The organism is Erythrobacter sp. K21-9 (assembly GCF_055808355.1).
Map to the genome: position 1 here is coordinate 1816035 of NZ_CM147866.1, position 15128 is coordinate 1831162.

General features: G+C 59.7%; 15 protein-coding genes. 9 read left to right on the forward strand and 6 right to left on the reverse strand.

Features of this window, described 5'->3' with window-relative positions; translation table 11 throughout:
* Positions 1-7 precede the first annotated feature (7 nt).
* On the reverse strand, positions 8-412 hold the full coding sequence (locus tag AC0L39_RS09190) for a hypothetical protein (RefSeq protein ID WP_473257309.1): 405 nt from the start codon (positions 410-412) through the stop codon (positions 8-10).
* A gap of 288 nt (positions 413-700) precedes the next feature.
* On the opposite strand from AC0L39_RS09190, the gene AC0L39_RS09195 reads away from it, so the two are divergent.
* Genes AC0L39_RS09195 through AC0L39_RS09210 form a run of 4 tightly spaced genes read left to right on the forward strand, consistent with a single transcriptional unit; the run spans position 701 to position 3443 of the window.
* Positions 701-1690 carry a sodium-dependent bicarbonate transport family permease gene (locus tag AC0L39_RS09195; protein ID WP_473257311.1) on the forward strand — a complete coding sequence of 330 codons (990 nt, stop codon included), beginning with the start codon at positions 701-703 and terminating at the stop codon, positions 1688-1690.
* On the forward strand, positions 1687-1995 hold the full coding sequence (locus AC0L39_RS09200) for a P-II family nitrogen regulator (protein WP_473257313.1): 309 nt from the start codon (positions 1687-1689) through the stop codon (positions 1993-1995). Before AC0L39_RS09195 ends, AC0L39_RS09200 begins: the two co-directional genes overlap by 4 nt.
* A gap of 37 nt (positions 1996-2032) precedes the next feature.
* Positions 2033-2674: a carbonic anhydrase gene (locus tag AC0L39_RS09205; RefSeq protein WP_473257315.1), complete on the forward strand. Its 642-nt coding sequence runs from the start codon at positions 2033-2035 to the stop codon at positions 2672-2674.
* 49 nt (positions 2675-2723) lie between these two features.
* A complete protein-coding gene (locus tag AC0L39_RS09210; RefSeq protein ID WP_473257317.1) occupies positions 2724-3443 on the forward strand; it encodes an NYN domain-containing protein in 720 nt (239 codons plus the stop codon).
* A gap of 87 nt (positions 3444-3530) precedes the next feature.
* Here AC0L39_RS09210 and AC0L39_RS09215 read toward each other — a convergent pair whose 3' ends face one another.
* Entirely contained in the window at positions 3531-4880 is a 1350-nt protein-coding gene (locus tag AC0L39_RS09215) for a tetratricopeptide repeat protein (protein ID WP_473257319.1), read from the reverse strand.
* Positions 4881-5206: 326 nt separating this feature from the next.
* Here AC0L39_RS09215 and gyrA point away from each other — a divergent pair, with 326 nt between their 5' ends.
* The gene (gyrA, locus tag AC0L39_RS09220; protein ID WP_473257320.1) at positions 5207-8008 is read left to right on the forward strand and encodes a DNA gyrase subunit A; all 2802 of its coding nucleotides are present in this window, start codon (positions 5207-5209) and stop codon (positions 8006-8008) included.
* 18 nt (positions 8009-8026) lie between these two features.
* Here gyrA and AC0L39_RS09225 read toward each other — a convergent pair whose 3' ends face one another.
* Positions 8027-8677 carry a lysoplasmalogenase family protein gene (locus tag AC0L39_RS09225; protein WP_473257322.1) on the reverse strand — a complete coding sequence of 217 codons (651 nt, stop codon included), beginning with the start codon at positions 8675-8677 and terminating at the stop codon, positions 8027-8029.
* 63 nt (positions 8678-8740) lie between these two features.
* On the opposite strand from AC0L39_RS09225, the gene trmFO reads away from it, so the two are divergent.
* Positions 8741-10126, forward strand: a complete 1386-nt coding sequence (trmFO, locus tag AC0L39_RS09230) for a methylenetetrahydrofolate--tRNA-(uracil(54)-C(5))-methyltransferase (FADH(2)-oxidizing) TrmFO (protein WP_473257323.1) — start codon at positions 8741-8743, stop codon at positions 10124-10126.
* Positions 10127-10128: 2 nt separating this feature from the next.
* Here the strand turns inward: trmFO and AC0L39_RS09235 are convergent, their stop codons facing one another.
* Both AC0L39_RS09235 and AC0L39_RS09240 read right to left on the reverse strand, forming a co-directional pair.
* Positions 10129-10593, reverse strand: a complete 465-nt coding sequence (locus AC0L39_RS09235) for an EF-hand domain-containing protein (RefSeq protein ID WP_473257325.1) — start codon at positions 10591-10593, stop codon at positions 10129-10131.
* A 41-nt stretch (positions 10594-10634) separates the two neighbouring features.
* A complete protein-coding gene (locus tag AC0L39_RS09240; protein WP_473257327.1) occupies positions 10635-11291 on the reverse strand; it encodes a squalene/phytoene synthase family protein in 657 nt (218 codons plus the stop codon).
* A 172-nt stretch (positions 11292-11463) separates the two neighbouring features.
* Between AC0L39_RS09240 and AC0L39_RS09245 the strand changes: the two genes are divergently transcribed.
* The 3 genes from AC0L39_RS09245 to AC0L39_RS09255 are packed head-to-tail and all read left to right on the forward strand — an operon-like array spanning position 11464 to position 13669.
* Complete coding sequence (locus tag AC0L39_RS09245; protein WP_473257329.1) at positions 11464-12765, forward strand: TadE/TadG family type IV pilus assembly protein; 1302 nt, start codon at positions 11464-11466, stop codon at positions 12763-12765.
* A gap of 2 nt (positions 12766-12767) precedes the next feature.
* Positions 12768-13217 carry a TadE/TadG family type IV pilus assembly protein gene (locus AC0L39_RS09250; RefSeq protein ID WP_473257332.1) on the forward strand — a complete coding sequence of 150 codons (450 nt, stop codon included), beginning with the start codon at positions 12768-12770 and terminating at the stop codon, positions 13215-13217.
* Between the two features lie 35 nt (positions 13218-13252).
* Complete coding sequence (locus tag AC0L39_RS09255) at positions 13253-13669, forward strand: TadE/TadG family type IV pilus assembly protein (protein ID WP_473257334.1); 417 nt, start codon at positions 13253-13255, stop codon at positions 13667-13669.
* 78 nt (positions 13670-13747) lie between these two features.
* Here AC0L39_RS09255 and AC0L39_RS09260 read toward each other — a convergent pair whose 3' ends face one another.
* Complete coding sequence (locus AC0L39_RS09260; protein ID WP_473257336.1) at positions 13748-15127, reverse strand: pyruvate dehydrogenase complex E1 component subunit beta; 1380 nt, start codon at positions 15125-15127, stop codon at positions 13748-13750.
* Between the last annotated feature and the right edge of the window lies 1 nt (position 15128).

The following is a 15128-nucleotide window of genomic DNA, read 5'->3' on the forward strand; positions in this document are numbered from 1 at the left end:
GCATGATCTATTCGGTGGTAGTCTCGGAGATATCGATGGGAATACGTTCACCGGTGATGGGCTCTGCTGGAGCAAGCTGGTCTTCCTCGCCGGCTTCCAGAGGCCGCATCTCGATTACGAAATCGCGCTCGTCGAGCGACATTACCCCGCCCTTCCCATCCGCGAGTTGCGCTGCGGCGGTGAGGAGGATGCTGACAGGATCGGGATCGATTGCCTCGACGGCGTTTGAAGCGGCTCGGCGTGCGATGCGTTCATCGGAGACGCTGCTGGTGACAGTGAAACGTTCGGTATGATGGCCGTCCATCGCGACCGTTACCTCGCCGCCCTTTGCGCGCAGGAGCGGCAAATAGCAGGGAGTGGTGCAGCTTTGCCCGTAATTCGTGCTTGCGGTCGCGCCCGTTGGGGCCGTCACAACATGAACTGTCTCCGAGGGGGCCAGACCATGTCCTTTGACGAACTGTTTTTGCGCGCATCCCGAAAGCGCGGCACTGACCAGACCCAAAACTGCAAGCGACCGATAATGCATGGAAAGCTCCCCTTTTCAACAGGATACAAAAGCGCCCTCTTGTTTGAACGTAAAATGAATTCCGGAAATACCTGTAAATGTTGACGGGACACGGGAAGCCTCGTTTATAGGCGGCGCCTGGACGCGGTCGTATCCGAGCACCAACCACGCCGGGCTTGCTGAGAGGGGACAGCCTTGTTCGAAACTGCGATCCAGACCTTCACTTCGCCGGTTGTTCTGTTTTTCGTCCTCGGGCTGCTCGCGGCCTTTGTCCGTTCCGATCTCGCCATTCCGGAAGCAATTGCCAAGGCGATGTCGCTTTACCTCATGGCGGCCATCGGCATCAAAGGCGGCGTGGCAGTTGCCAAATCGGGCATCGACGCGACTGTACTTTCCGCTTTGGGGGCCGGAATTGCGGCAGGGTTCCTCCTGCCTTTCTTCGCTTACGCTGTGCTCAAGACCTTCGGGAAGCTGGACCGCATCAATTCCGGCGCGGTCGCGGCGCATTACGGCTCGATCAGCGTCGTTACATTCGTAACAGCGGTGGAAATCCTTACCGGACAGGCGCGCGAACCGGGCGGTTACATGGTCGCGGTCATGGCCGCGATGGAAGCACCCGCCATCCTGTCCGGCCTATTGCTGGCGCGCGGTCTGGGCAGCTCGGATGAAGGCGGGCAGAGCACGGGCGAGATGTTCCATGAGGTGTTCACCAATTCCTCGATTGTCCTGCTGCTTGGTGCATTTGCGATCGGTATGATCGGCGGAGCGGAAGGTTTCGAACCTGTCAGCCCATTCTTCGAGGCCGGGTTCAAGGGCGTGTTGTGCATCTTCCTCCTCGACATGGGCCTGATCGCTGCACGCAGGGTCATGGATTCGCGCTCGATAACCTGGCGCTTGACGGCGATTGCGATCTTTCTTCCGCTGGTGAATGGAGCGGTGGGAACGGCGCTCGGCGTGGGCATCGGCCTCGATGCAGGCTCTGCCGCTGCACTCGGTGTCCTGTGCGCCAGTGCCAGCTATATCGCAGTACCCGCAGCGATGCGCCTCGCCCTGCCCGAGGCTGATCCGGGAATTTACCTCACGATGTCGCTCAGCATCACTTTCCCCTTTAACGTACTCATCAATATCGGCGTTATCAGCGCATTCGCCGTTTACCTGACAGGCAGCGGAGGGATCGCGCCATGATCGAAACAGTCATTCGCAAGCGGATTGAAATCCTCACCGACACGCAGCTTCAAAAGCGCGTGACCAATGCAATCGACAAGGCTGGCATCACAGGCTGGACCATCGTGCCGGTCACCAGCGGCAAGGGGCGCGAGGGACCTTGGCGTGAAGAGCGCGTTATGGGAACGGACAAGGTGTTCGTGCTGACAATAGCTGCGGAAGACAGGGCAATGGCCCTTGCCGAAGATCTCGCTCCCATGCTTACCAAATACGGCTTCATCCTCAGCATGTGGGACGTTGAGGTAATCCGGGGAGAGCGATTCTAGCATCAAGCGCGCTCACCGACCCGAGGGGGAGAACCAGATGCCCGAATTTGCCGAACTTCTGAAAGGCTATCGCCGTTTTCGCAAGGATGTCTATCCGCGTCAGCGCGAGCGTTTCGAACAGACTATCGCCGAAGGACAGCACCCCAAATTGATGGTGATTGGATGCAGCGACAGCCGCGTCGATCCAGCGCAGATTTTCGACGTTGATCCGGGCGAGATTTTCGTTGTTCGCAATGTCGCCGCACTCGTCCCGCCATTCGAGACTACGCCGGGCAAGCACGGTGTCTCGGCAGCGGTCGAGTTCGCGGTGCAAATGCTCGAGGTGAAACAGATCGTGGTCATGGGACACGGGCGGTGCGGCGGGTGCCAGGCGGCACTCAGCCAAAGCCTTGCTGATACACGTCCGGGCGATGGCGGCTTTATCGCTGGCTGGATCAAGCTGCTGGACAAGGCGCGATTGCCGGTCGTTGCAGAGCATGGCAGCGAAGGCAGGGACGCAGAGCTTGCGATGGAGTTCGCTGCGGTGCGCCAGAGTCTTGAGAACCTGCGCACTTTTCCGTGGGTGACCGACAAGGAGCGAACAGGACATCTCAAGCTACGCGGCGCACACTTCTCGATCTCCGAAGGCAAGCTCTATTCCCTCAACGAGCAAAGCGGCGAATTCGAAGTCATAGAATGATGTGGATCGGCGGCTTGCCCCGCCCTCGCCCGCTCTCCATAGAGGCCCGATGTCGACAACCGAACTCAAGAATATCGCCCTGCTGATCGATGCAGACAACACCTCGCCGCAAGGGATCGATCCGGTTCTCACCGTCATGGCCGAACTGGGGCAGGTGAACATCCGCCGCGCCTATGGCAATTTTGCGAAGGATAACCTGTCTCGCTGGGACAAGATCACCAACAAGTTCGGCATTCGCCCTCAGCAGCAATTCGATGTCTCGAAGGGCAAGAACGCGACCGACATGGCGATGACGATCGACGCGATCGACTTACTGTATCAGGGCAAGGTCGATGGTTTCGGGATAATGACCTCCGACAGCGATTTCACGCCGCTGGTTACGCGGCTGCGGCAAGATGGGATCCTGGTCTACGGTTTTGGCGAAAAGAAAACGCCGCCGGCATTTCAGGCGGTCTGCACTCGGTTTCTCTACATCGACGAGCTCATTGCCACCACTTCCGACGACAACGGCAAGCCAAAGGGCAAGCGCGGCTCAAAGGTTGATATGGTCGACCTGAACGAGCTGGTCCTTGCCGCTTACCGAGAGGCAAAGCGCGACGATGCGGGTTTTGCGAAACTGCAGCAGGTCGGGCAGATTGCCGGGAACCGCTCAAGTTTCGATGTGCGCAATTACGGTTTTAACAGCTTGTCGGAACTGTTTGGTTCACTTGAGAATTTCAAGCTCGAGCGCCGCGATGACAACCAGGTGTACGTCAAACGCCTGCATTGATCTGGCAGCGGGCCCATCACGAGCCCGATAGACAAAAAAGGCGCCGGAATTGCTCCCGGCGCCTTTTCGTTGAGATATGTTCAGCGATCAGTTTGTCGCGCCCATCAGCTCGCCAAGGCTGGCGGTGTTCGTTGCCGGAGCGCTCTTTTCATCGGCGTATGCGGTCCAGAGCTGCGCGATCGGAGCGCGCGACCCTTCGACTTTCGCGAGCGTTTCGCGCGCCGCGTCATATTGGCCAAGCGCGATCTGCGCCATGCCAAGGCGGGTCAACGCTTCGCCAGTATCGACGCCAGGCATCGTAAGCGCCTTTTCATAGAAGCGTGCCGCCTTTTCATATTCGCCGTAGCTGTAGAACGCCCCCGCAGCTGCAACGACGGTACGCAGCTGGGCGCCTGCCTTGCTGGCATCGGTTTCGAGAGCAGGCAGATCGGCCCGGTCACTCGCGATCCGGCCATTCGCTGTTGTCAGAGCGTCAGCCACGAAGATGTCGTCCCGGCTCACCGCGTCGCGGGCATATGCCTGGTCGATCACGTCCTTGACCTCTTTCGGAAGGCGGCGCGGGTCGGCAGCTTCTACGTAATAGATGTAGTCCTGCTTGTCCTGCAGCGCATCGACGGTGCGGGACAGGCGCAGCAGATCGAGCATCTGCGACCCTTCAAATGAATTCAGGTTGCGCGTGAGGTTGATCGCATCACGCCAGTTGGTGGCTGAAGGAAAGTCTCCGATCCAGAGCGTCGTGAAATCGTAAACCTGCGGAACGATCTCGTTGTTGTAGGCGACCGTAAGGCCGCGGCGGTACCACTGCTCTTCGACGGGTTGCCCTTGAGCCTTGCGCGATTTGATCGCCTGCTCGAGGAAGCTGAGCCCTTCGACGAATTCGTTTCCTGAGAAATAGCTTTCCGCCATCGCGATCTGCAAGTCGGCAGCCGAGATGTCCGGCGTCGAGAAGTTCGTGTTGATCGCGGCCTGCAGGTACTTACGCGCTTTGGGGTAATCCTGCATCGCGTTGGAAAGCTGATACGCGATGAAGTTGTAGCGGCCCACCTCCTCGATCGGCACCTTGCCGCTCGCCAGCATCATCTCCATGCCCATCAGTTGAAGCGGACGATCGCTCAGCTTGATGCCCGAATTGAAGATCAGACCGCCTGCGGCAATCTTTTCGTCAGCGGTTGTGGCAAGCGGCGCAAGCGCTTCAAGCTGCGGCTTGTAAGCGGCGACATCGGCGCCCTCTGCCTGCAACCCTTCATTGACGGGCTGATAGGCAGCGACGAACGCATCGGAGTAGCCCCCGCCCTCATCTTCCTTGTCTTTCTTCTTCTTGCGCTGTGCGTGCGCTTCGGTTGGGAAGACGGCGGTGGCGACAATTGCCGAACCCGTCGCCATGGCCACAGCCAAGGCGAGATTCGAGGTACGCTTGCGCATATTGAAAAGTGTCATTCGGGGTATCTCCTGCGGGTGTTATACGCCGCGCCTGCTTCGTTTGCGGTTCGCGGTCGGATTAATGCCTGATGCGCTTTGAACCTCTGCGCCCAGATTTGCAATTCTGGGTAGGTGAACCGGGCTGAACGGCCTTTGAATGGCATAATGAATACGAATTCAAACGGCCCACGTTCCCCCTGTCAGGTCAAGCCGGCATATTTGCGCGGCAAGTGTGGAAAAAGGGCTATTTGTTCCGCACATGTTCTCGCTCACGCATGGCGGTTTGGTATGCGAAACCCTACATTGACCGCATATCAAGATAACAATCAGAAACGGCCCTCACCTTGAGCGACGATAACGACACTATCGAGAACCCTCCCGCATCGCCAATAGGCGATTACGAACGCATCGATATCGTCGATGAGATGAAGACCAGCTACCTCGATTACGCCATGAGCGTGATCGTGGCGCGCGCACTTCCCGATGTGCGTGACGGGCTGAAACCGGTGCACCGGCGGATCCTCTATGCCAGCCAGGAAGGCGGCTTCGTCGCTGGCCGGCCCTATCGCAAGAGCGCCAAGATCGTCGGCGACGTGATGGGTAATTATCACCCGCACGGCGACAGCGCTATTTACGACGCGCTGGCCCGGATGACGCAAGATTGGTCGCTGCGCGTGCCGCTGATCGATGGCCAGGGGAATTTCGGGTCGATGGATCCCGACCCTCCCGCCTCGATGCGCTATACCGAGGCCCGGCTTGCACGGGTGGCCAACACGCTGCTCGATGATCTCGACAAGGATACCGTCGATTTCGCCGACAACTACGATGGCAGCACGCAGGAGCCGACGGTCCTTCCGGCGCGCTTCCCGAACCTTCTCGTCAATGGCGCGGGCGGAATTGCGGTCGGCATGGCGACCAACGTGCCGCCGCACAATCTTGGCGAAGTTATCGACGGCTGTCTCGCCTATATCGAAGACCCGACGATCACGACCGAGCAATTGTTCGAGATCATTCCCGGACCCGATTTCCCGACAGCGCCGCTGATCCTCGGCTCGAGCGGCGCGAAAGCCGCCTACACTACCGGGCGCGGTTCGATCCTGATGCGCTGCCGCCACGAAATCGAGGAAAAGCGCGGAGACCGACAGTCCATCGTCCTCACCTCGATCCCGTTCCAGGTCGGCAAGTCCGGCCTCGTCGAAAAGATCGCCGATGCAGCAAAGGAAAAGCGCATCGAGGGCATTTCAGACATCCGCGACGAAAGCTCACGCGAAGGCGTGCGCGTTGTCGTCGACCTGAAGCGCGATGCTTCACCCGAAGTCGTGCTCAACCAGATCTGGCGCTACACTCCGGCGCAGTCGAGCTTTCCGGCGAACATGCTCGCCATTCGCGGCGGACGCCCCGAAACGCTCTCACTGCGCGACATCATACAGAGCTTCATCGCTTTCCGCGAAGAGGTCATCACACGGCGCACCAAGTTCGAGCTGAACAAGGCGCGCGAGCGGGCTCACCTGTTGCTCGGTCTCGTTGTTGCAGTGTCGAACCTCGACGAAGTGGTCGCCATGATCCGCGGTGCGTCCAATCCCGCCGAAGCGCGGAGCAAATTGCTCGCCAAACAATGGCCAATCGGCAATATCGCGCAATATATCCGCCTCGTCGAAGCGATCGAGCCCAATGCCGAGGAAGCGGGCGGAACCTATACTCTGTCCGAGCGGCAGGTGAAGGCGATCCTCGAACTGCGCCTGCACCGCCTGACGGCACTGGGCCGCGACGAGATCGGCGATGAACTGAAAGAGCTTGCGATCCAGATCGAGGAACTGCTCTCGATCCTCGCCGACCGGGCGAAGCTTTACGGACTGATGCGCGAGGAGCTTGAGGAGATCAAGGCGACCTACGCGACCCCGCGTGTCTCGGAGATCGCACCCGCATGGGATGGGCTGGACGACGAAGACCTGATCGAGCGCGACGATATGGTCGTGACGGTTACGCTTGATGGCTACATCAAACGCACGCCGCTCTCGACCTTCCGCGCGCAAAACCGCGGCGGCAAAGGCCGCGCAGGCATGTCGACGAAGGATGCCGACGCGATTTCCGAGATGTTCGTCACGTCGACGCACAATCCGGTGCTGTTCTTCTCGACTGCAGGCAAGGTGTACCGGATCAAGGTCTGGAAACTGCCCGAAGGCGGTCCGACAACACGCGGGCGGCCTATCATTAACATGCTGCCAGCGCTTGACGATGGCGAGACGATCCGCACCGTCCTTCCGCTTCCCGAAGACGAGAGCGAGTGGGGCGCGCTGTCGGTGGTGTTTGCAACGGCCAAGGGCAGTACGCGCCGCAACTCGATGGATGCTTTCACGAACATCCCTTCGAACGGCAAGTTCGCGATGAAATTCGATGAGGACAGCGACGACCAGCTGATCGGCGTCCGGCTTGTCGCGGCGGGCGACGACGTCCTGCTTGCGTCGCGTCAGGGCAAGGCGATCCGCTTTGCAGCCGAGGACGTGCGCGAATTTACTTCCCGCACTTCCACCGGCGTTCGCGGCATGAAACTGGCCGAGGGCGACGAGGTTGTCTCACTTTCCACGCTCGGCGCGACCGGCACCACGCCCGAGGAACGCGAGCAATACCTCAAATTCGCACCGTGGAAGGGCGAGAAAGAAGGCGAGCCGGACCTGACCGAAGAGCGCTACGAAACGCTCAAGGAAAAGGAACAGTTCATCCTCACCGTCTGTTCCAACGGCTATGGCAAGGTGTCGAGCGCCTACGAATATCGGCGGATCGGACGCGGAGGCCAAGGCCTGATCAATATCGACAATATCGCGCGCAATGGTCCTGTCGTTGCAAGCTTCCCAGTGACTACCGGGGAGCAGCTGATGCTGGTGACCGATCAGGCGAAGCTGATCCGCATCGGCCTTGAAAGCCTGCGAGTGATCGGACGCAACAGCGCAGGCGTGCGCCTTTTCGATGTCGGCAAAGGCGAAACCATCGTCAGTGCGGTCAAGATCGACGAAACCGAGGAGCCCGAAAACGAGGCCGAAGAATTGATTGCCGAAGAAATGGTCGAGCGGCGCGGCGGCGGCGATGAGACCTCTCCGGATACAACTGCGCATTCGGACAAGAACATTGACGGTGAGCCGGGCGGCTAAACCGCCCCTCCTCCGCTGCTATCTAGCGGGGTGCTCGCCGCGCAATGTCTGCACAACGCCGGTCGCGATCATCAGCTGGCCCGCATAATAGAGCGGCCAGACCAGCACGTCAGGCAGGACGCCAAGATCGACCGGGCCCATTCGGCTGAAAATCAGCCAGTCGCTCGCGACGAAGAGGACCGCGCCAAGCCCGACGCGGTAGCGCGGAAACCGGCTCGTCCACGCAGCGGCCGCCATCGCGCCTAGGCCGCCGGCATAGCCTGCAATCACAGGATCATTGCTCAGCACATACGATACGCCCGGCACGCCAAACAAAAGGACCAGCGCGAGCATCCGCTGGCTTGGGCTCGTGACTTGCCGCCGATTCCTCATGTAGAGCGCGATCGCGACCAGGTGCGAGGCAAAGAACAGCGCCCCGCCCGCTTCGAATGAAAGCTCCAGCACGGTGTCCGCCGCTGCCGACAAAGCGAGCACCAGCACAAGAATTCCGCCATCGAGGCCGCGCGTGCGCTGAAAGGCGTAAACCGCCAGCAATCCGACCCCTGCGCCCTTGAGAAGAAACAGCCAAAGTTCGCCTATCGGGTTGTTCCACAAGAAGTAATTCGCGCACGAGGCCACCACGCTGGCGAGCAGCCACGGACGGTGTTCAATCAGTGCGCGCTTGGGCATCGCCCGTCCCCCTTCCAAATGCAGGTCTTGCCCTCCGGCTACCACGCAATTACCTCGCGCTCCATGAGCAACAGCAAAACTACCCACGACGTTCACATTATCGGCGGCGGGCTCGCAGGGTCGGAAGCCGCTTGGCAGCTGGCGCGGCGCGGTGTGAAAGTGCGCCTGTCGGAGATGCGCGGGAGCGGAGAGATGACGCCCGCGCACCAGACCGATGGGCTGGCTGAGCTGGTCTGTTCGAACAGTTTCCGCTCGGATGACGATACCAAGAACGCGGTCGGCCTGCTGCACCACGAGATGCGCGAGCTGGACAGTATCGTCATGCGCGCCGGCGAGGTTGCGCGCGTTCCGGCGGGAAGCGCAATGGCGGTGGACCGCGATGTCTTCAGCGCCGAAGTAGAGCGAACTCTGGCCGAGCATCCGAATGTCACTGTTGTGCGCGAGCGTATCGATACGCTGCCGGGCGACGGCCTGACCATCGTTGCGACCGGTCCATTGACCGCACAATCGCTGGCACAGAGCATTGTCGGCGCAACCGGTGAGGAACGGCTCGCCTTCTTCGATGCCATCGCCCCCATCGTGCACCGCGACAGCATCGACATGTCGAAATGCTGGGTGCAATCGCGCTGGAACAAGCGGACCGAAGCCTCGAACGAGGATGGCGATTACATCAACTGCCCAATGACGAAGGAGCAGTATCTCGAATTCCATCAAGGCTTGATCGACTCTGAAAAGTCCGATTTCAAGGAGTGGGAGAAGGACACGCCCTATTTCGATGGCTGCATGCCGATCGAGGTGATGGCCTCGCGCGGGGTCGAAACCTTGCGCTATGGCCCGATGAAGGGCGTCGGGCTGGATAATCCCTACGACACGAATGAAGAACATCCGCAGGGTCGCTGGCCCTATGCCGTGGTGCAGCTGCGGCAGGACAACAAGCTCGGCGCGCTGTGGAACATGGTCGGGTTCCAGACCAAGATGAAATACGGCGCGCAGGTTGAGCTGTTCCGCACGATCCCGGGCCTGGAAAACGCCGAATTCGCCCGGCTTGGCGGCCTGCATCGCAACACCTTCCTCAATTCGCCGCAAGTGCTTGACCGCCAGCTTCGCCTCAAGGCCGCGCCCCATATCCGATTTGCCGGGCAGGTCACCGGCTGCGAAGGCTATGTCGAGAGCGCCGCTATCGGGATGGTCGCAGGGATGATGACTGCAGGCGAACTGGCTGGTCGCGATTGGAGCCCCCTGCCCGCGACGACTGCGCTAGGCGCTCTGCTCAGCCATATCACGGGCGATGCGGAGGCTGCCACGTTCCAGCCCATGAACGTCAATTTCGGCCTGTTCCCGCCGCTTCACGAGGTGAAGAAGAAAGAGCGCAAGGAAGCCTACACCTCGCGCGCCAAGGGCGATCTGACAACCTGGCTTGCAGAGACGGGTGAGGCTGTCCCCGCCTGATTTCAGCAGCGGCAGCTTGGCCGTTTGGGCTTCGGCTCGGGCGCGCTGGTGGCAAATTCTGCCTGTGACAATTCGGCATTCCCATCCGCATCCATCTCGCCGAACCGCGTGACTGTGGTCACCGCCCATTCCTCGAAGGTCAGCAAGTTGTTGCCATCGACGTCGAGCTTGCGAAACCCGTCCGAGCGGCTCGAAAGCATCTCGTTGCGCGTGATCTTGCGGTCGCGGTTGCGATCATACCGGAAAAAACGCTTTTCCTCGCGCGTCAGCTCGCTCGCTTCGGGAGGCGTTGGGCCTTCCATTTCGCCCGGATCGGTGATCGGCAGTAATTCCGGCGGCGGAGCGAGCACCTCAGGTTCGGGAGGCGGAGGCGCGTTTGCCTCGACCCTAGCAGTGCCCTGCCACCAGAATACGCCCACGCCTGCAAATATCAGCCCAAGAAATACACCGAGTATCGTCTGGCGCACCAAGCCCCTCCCTTTTACGAATATTACGCGATTACACGTAATTAGGTACCAAGGATACCCGCTTTCAGAGCGGCCAGAGAAGCGCCTCTGCCTTCCATCAGCGGGCGTCCGCCACGCTTGAGAGCGCGGATCGCCAACGCATCGAGCACGGCAAGACCGCGCAAATTGCGCGGCAGCCTGCCTCCGGCGCCGGAATGGCTGAGCGCGGTGTCGACGATGAGCGCGCGCTCTTCGTCAGCGGTAACACGCGATGCCGCGTCCGCCAGCGCCCAGTGAATGCCCGCCGCTTGGGCGCGCTCTTTATCGGTCTCGCACAGGTCGGGCACCAGAGACAAAAACGCCCCGCCCCTGCCGCGCGCGAAATCGAGCAATTGGCCAGTGCCGAGCTCATCTGCGACGATCAGCACCTCCCACCCATCGACAACATCGACCAGACAGGTCTCGCGGCCGCGCCAGTGCTCTCCTATGGCATAGAGCACGGCATCGCCTGTCGGACGCTCTGCAACCGGACTTCCCAACATGTCGCGCCACCACGCAAGCCGCATCTGCCCGAGCATAGGTTCGGACGTGGCGGACACGATCCGCGCGAGCCGCTGGTCGAAAGCGAAGAGTGTGCCCATAGCGGCGCGCATTTCCGCTGGCGTATAGGCCAGCGCCAGTTCCAGCTCGGGCGACAATTTGTCGTCAGTTTCCTGCATCACGCTGCTGCTCAGGCACTCATTCGCGCCGTCCTGTCAAGAACGGGCAGCGGTTTCCCCGGCCAGCGGCCATTAAAATGCACGTTAACTTCCGGGTAACCATGAGGCTCAACAGAGTGAATACCACAGCTGCGCTACTGCGGTTCGATGCAACCAGGATTGCATTGATTTTATGAGGTTTCGTAAGGGCAAGATCCGCAATTTCGTTACCAAGCTGCGCGAAAACCGCAGCGGTAATGCTTTGATCATGGTGGCCACGGGCCTTCCGGTCCTGATCGGCGGGGCCGGTTTCGCGGTCGATACCGCACAATGGTACATGTGGAAGCGCGAGCTTCAGCACGCTGTCGATCAGGCGGCCTATGCCGGTGCCTACGCACGGGCCAATCCCGACATCGAGAGCACCTATCAAAACCGCGCCCAGCAGGAATACTATGCCAATGTCGCGAAAGTTGCGGGTTTCGATACCTCCCCGCAAATCACCCTCGCCGATTATGCCGGCGGCACTGACAACAGCGTGCTCGTGACTTCTACAGCTTCGAAGGAGCTGCCTTTCAGCAGCTTCCTGACCGGCGGTTCGGCTGCGACAGTTCGTGCAACCGCACAGGCCAGCTTCATGTCTGGCGGCCAATACAACGCTTGCCTGATCTCCCTGCGGGAAGATGGCACCGGAACTGCCATCGGCGGTAATTCGACAGTCAACGCAAAATGCGGTCTGGCCGCGTTGTCATGCTCCGAAAACGGACAAGACGCGATTGTCATCGATTCCAATGCTACGGTCGACACCGACTCAATCGCGGCTTGCGGTACTGTCGATGCAGAGAACAATGAAGACGTGGTCGCCGAAGGCGTCCGAGGTCTGTTCGACGCATACGAAGATTTGGTACCGCCGACAAATGATACGGACCGTGAATACAAGTGCACGGGAAAAGGCAAGAATAAACAAGCTTCTTTGCTGCCGGGTACATATTCGAGCCTGAGCGTGAAATGTCGCAAGGTGTTGAGCAGCGGCATCTACGTGATCGACGGCGGCGCGCTTGACCTCACAGGCAATTACGACGTGACTGGTAACGGGGTGATGTTTGTTCTGAAGAACGGCGCAAACATCAAGCTGGGTGGTTCCAGAAACGGGAACTCTCTCAACCTCACGCCGATGGACGCAGCCGATTTCGCGGGTACACCATACGCGTCTCAGGCTGATGAACTGTCCGATATCCTCGTGTTCGAGCATCGCGATAATAATTCCCAGCAAACGCATATGTTCAACGGCAACCAGAACTCGCTTATCGAAGGCCTGATCTATCTCCCGGATGGCGATATGCGCGTGAATGGTACTGCTGATGTTGCTGCACAATGCTTGCAGAATTCGGCTTACACCATCGATATTCGCGGCGGGGCGTATCTCGAAACTCTCTGCCCTATCGAAGATGTAACGGAAGTCGGTAACACGACCGCTGACGTAAGGCTGGTGGCGTGATCATGAAACAGCTCGTCCAAAAACTGATCGCCGACAATCGGGGGTCGATGGCTATCGAAACCGCGTTTGTTGCTCCGATGCTGATCGTCATGACACTCGGAACGTTCGAAGTGGGCACGATCGTAGCGCGGCAGCACGAATTGCAGTCGGCTGCGAATGAGGCCGAGATCATCATTATTGCCACCAATCGCGGCGTGACGGTCGAGGTTTCCGAGATTGAGGCCATCCTTGAGAATTCCGTTGGAGTGGCCGCCGACAGCCTGACTGTGGGTCAGGAATATCGCTGCGATCTGTCCAACGGCAAGATCAAGGACAAAGGCAACTGCCCAAGCAGCGCTACCGTGTCCGAATATTTCACGGTGTCGCTCACCGATACATACACTCCGACCTGGACCGCATTCGGCGTCGGTAAGGCCATCACCTTCTCTGTCGATCGCTCGGTGCAAATCTGATGATCCAAAAACTACGGACCATCCGACGCGCTTCGTTGCGCACCATTGACCGCGACGACAAGGGCGCCGCCGCCGTCGAATTCGCGCAGCTTGCGCCGATTTTCTTCCTATTGCTGTTTGGCGTACTGCAAGTGGGCGTCTACCTGCAGAACTATAATGCTGTGCAATCGCTCGCCTCTGACGGAGCGCGGTATGTCATGGTGGAATACCAAAAGGAAAATGCATTGACGGATGAACAGATCCGTACCGTTCTGCTGGGTGAGGCTGTGAATGCGCCGTATCTGCTCGATACGGATAAGCTGAACATCACCGTGGACCGCAGCGGCGCAAGTCGCGTGAGCGGTGCAACGGAGATCGACATCACGTTTACATACACGATGACTGATTTTCTTCCGATCGATCTGCCCGGCGGAACCATCCAGTATTCGCGTCCGGTCTGGGTTGTCACCTGACCGCCTGATCTGACCTACAAAAAGGGGCCGCGCCGGTAATGCCAGCGCGGCCCCTTTTTTGTTACCTCGACGGATTGCTTAGACGTAGCAGACCTTCTTCACCGCCTCGACAATGCGCTTCGCATCGATAAGCGCCAGCTTCTCGAGATTTGCGGCGTAGGGTAGCGGCACGTCTTCATTGCACACGCGCGTAACCGGCGCGTCGAGATCGTCGAAGCCTTCTTCCATGCAGATCGCAATGATTTCGCTCGCGATTGAACAGGTCGGCCAGCCCTCTTCCGCAATGACAAGCCGATTGGTCTTGGCGAGGCTGGTGAGCACTGCATCCTTATCCAGCGGACGCAGCGTTCGCAGGTCGATGACCTCCGCATCGATGCCCTCGTCCGCAAGTGCCTCTGCCGCCTCCAGAGCGAAACCGACGCCGATCGAATAGCTGACAATGGTGACGTCGGAGCCTTCGCGCATGGTCCGCGCCTTGCCGATGGGCAGGACATGGTCGTCGAGGTCAGGGACGTCGAAGCTCTTGCCGTAGACCAGCTCGTTTTCAAGGAACACGACCGGGTCTTCGGATCGGATCGCGGCTTTCATCAGGCCCTTCGCATCGGCGCTGTCATAGGGCGCAATGACGATAAGGCCGGGGACACTCGCGTACCACGGACCGTAATTCTGGCTGTGCTGCGCGCCGACGCGGCTTGCTGCGCCATTGGGTCCGCGAAAGACGATTGGACAGCGCATCTGGCCGCCGCTCATGTAATTGGTCTTGGCCGCCGAATTGATGATGTGGTCGATCGCCTGCATCGCGAAGTTGAATGTCATGAACTCGACAATCGGGCGCAGACCGCCCATCGCCGCGCCCGTACCGACACCGGCAAATCCGTATTCGGTAATCGGCGTATCGATCACGCGCTTGGGACCGAACTCGTCGAGCAGACCCTGCGTAACCTTGTAGGCACCCTGGTACTCGGCGACTTCCTCACCCATGACGAATACGCGAGGATCGGCGCGCATTTCCTCAGCCATTCCATCGCGCAGAGCTTCGCGCACCGTGGTGCTGGTAAAGCTGGTGCCCTCGGGGATGTCAGGGTCCGATTTCGGTTCGCTTTTCGGTTTCTCAGGCGCGCTGGTGCCGCCCGGTTCATCGCGGCCCTGATCCTTGCCCTCGCCTGGAACGGGGTCTGCAGGGGCAGGAGTGGGAGCGGGAGCGGCGCTTTCCTCGCCCTCGCCTTCGAGATGCGCAATAACAGTGCCAACCGCGACCTCTTCAGTGCCTTCCGCTATCAGGATCTTCGACAGAACGCCCTCATCGATGGCTTCGAATTCCATCGTAGCCTTGTCGGTTTCGATTTCGGCGATGATATCGCCCGGCTCGATGGCATCGCCTTCGGACTTGAGCCATTTGGCCAGAGTGCCCTCTTCCATGGTTGGCGAAAGCGCCGGCATCTTGAGTTCAATAGCCATG

What these genes read in the sequence shown, in the direction of transcription:
- AC0L39_RS09200 (WP_473257313.1), top strand. Translation starts at nt 1,687, where the DNA reads ATGATCGAAACAGTCATTCGCAAGCGGATTGAAATCCTCACCGACACG.
- AC0L39_RS09205 (WP_473257315.1), top strand. Translation starts at nt 2,033, where the DNA reads ATGCCCGAATTTGCCGAACTTCTGAAAGGCTATCGCCGTTTTCGCAAG.
- AC0L39_RS09210 (WP_473257317.1), top strand. Translation starts at nt 2,724, where the DNA reads ATGTCGACAACCGAACTCAAGAATATCGCCCTGCTGATCGATGCAGAC.
- AC0L39_RS09215 (WP_473257319.1), bottom strand. Translation starts at nt 4,880, where the DNA reads ATGACACTTTTCAATATGCGCAAGCGTACCTCGAATCTCGCCTTGGCT.
- AC0L39_RS09225 (WP_473257322.1), bottom strand. Translation starts at nt 8,677, where the DNA reads ATGCCCAAGCGCGCACTGATTGAACACCGTCCGTGGCTGCTCGCCAGC.
- trmFO (WP_473257323.1), top strand. Translation starts at nt 8,741, where the DNA reads ATGAGCAACAGCAAAACTACCCACGACGTTCACATTATCGGCGGCGGG.
- AC0L39_RS09240 (WP_473257327.1), bottom strand. Translation starts at nt 11,291, where the DNA reads ATGCAGGAAACTGACGACAAATTGTCGCCCGAGCTGGAACTGGCGCTG.
- AC0L39_RS09245 (WP_473257329.1), top strand. Translation starts at nt 11,464, where the DNA reads ATGAGGTTTCGTAAGGGCAAGATCCGCAATTTCGTTACCAAGCTGCGC.
- AC0L39_RS09250 (WP_473257332.1), top strand. Translation starts at nt 12,768, where the DNA reads ATGAAACAGCTCGTCCAAAAACTGATCGCCGACAATCGGGGGTCGATG.
- AC0L39_RS09260 (WP_473257336.1), bottom strand. Translation starts at nt 15,127, where the DNA reads ATGGCTATTGAACTCAAGATGCCGGCGCTTTCGCCAACCATGGAAGAG.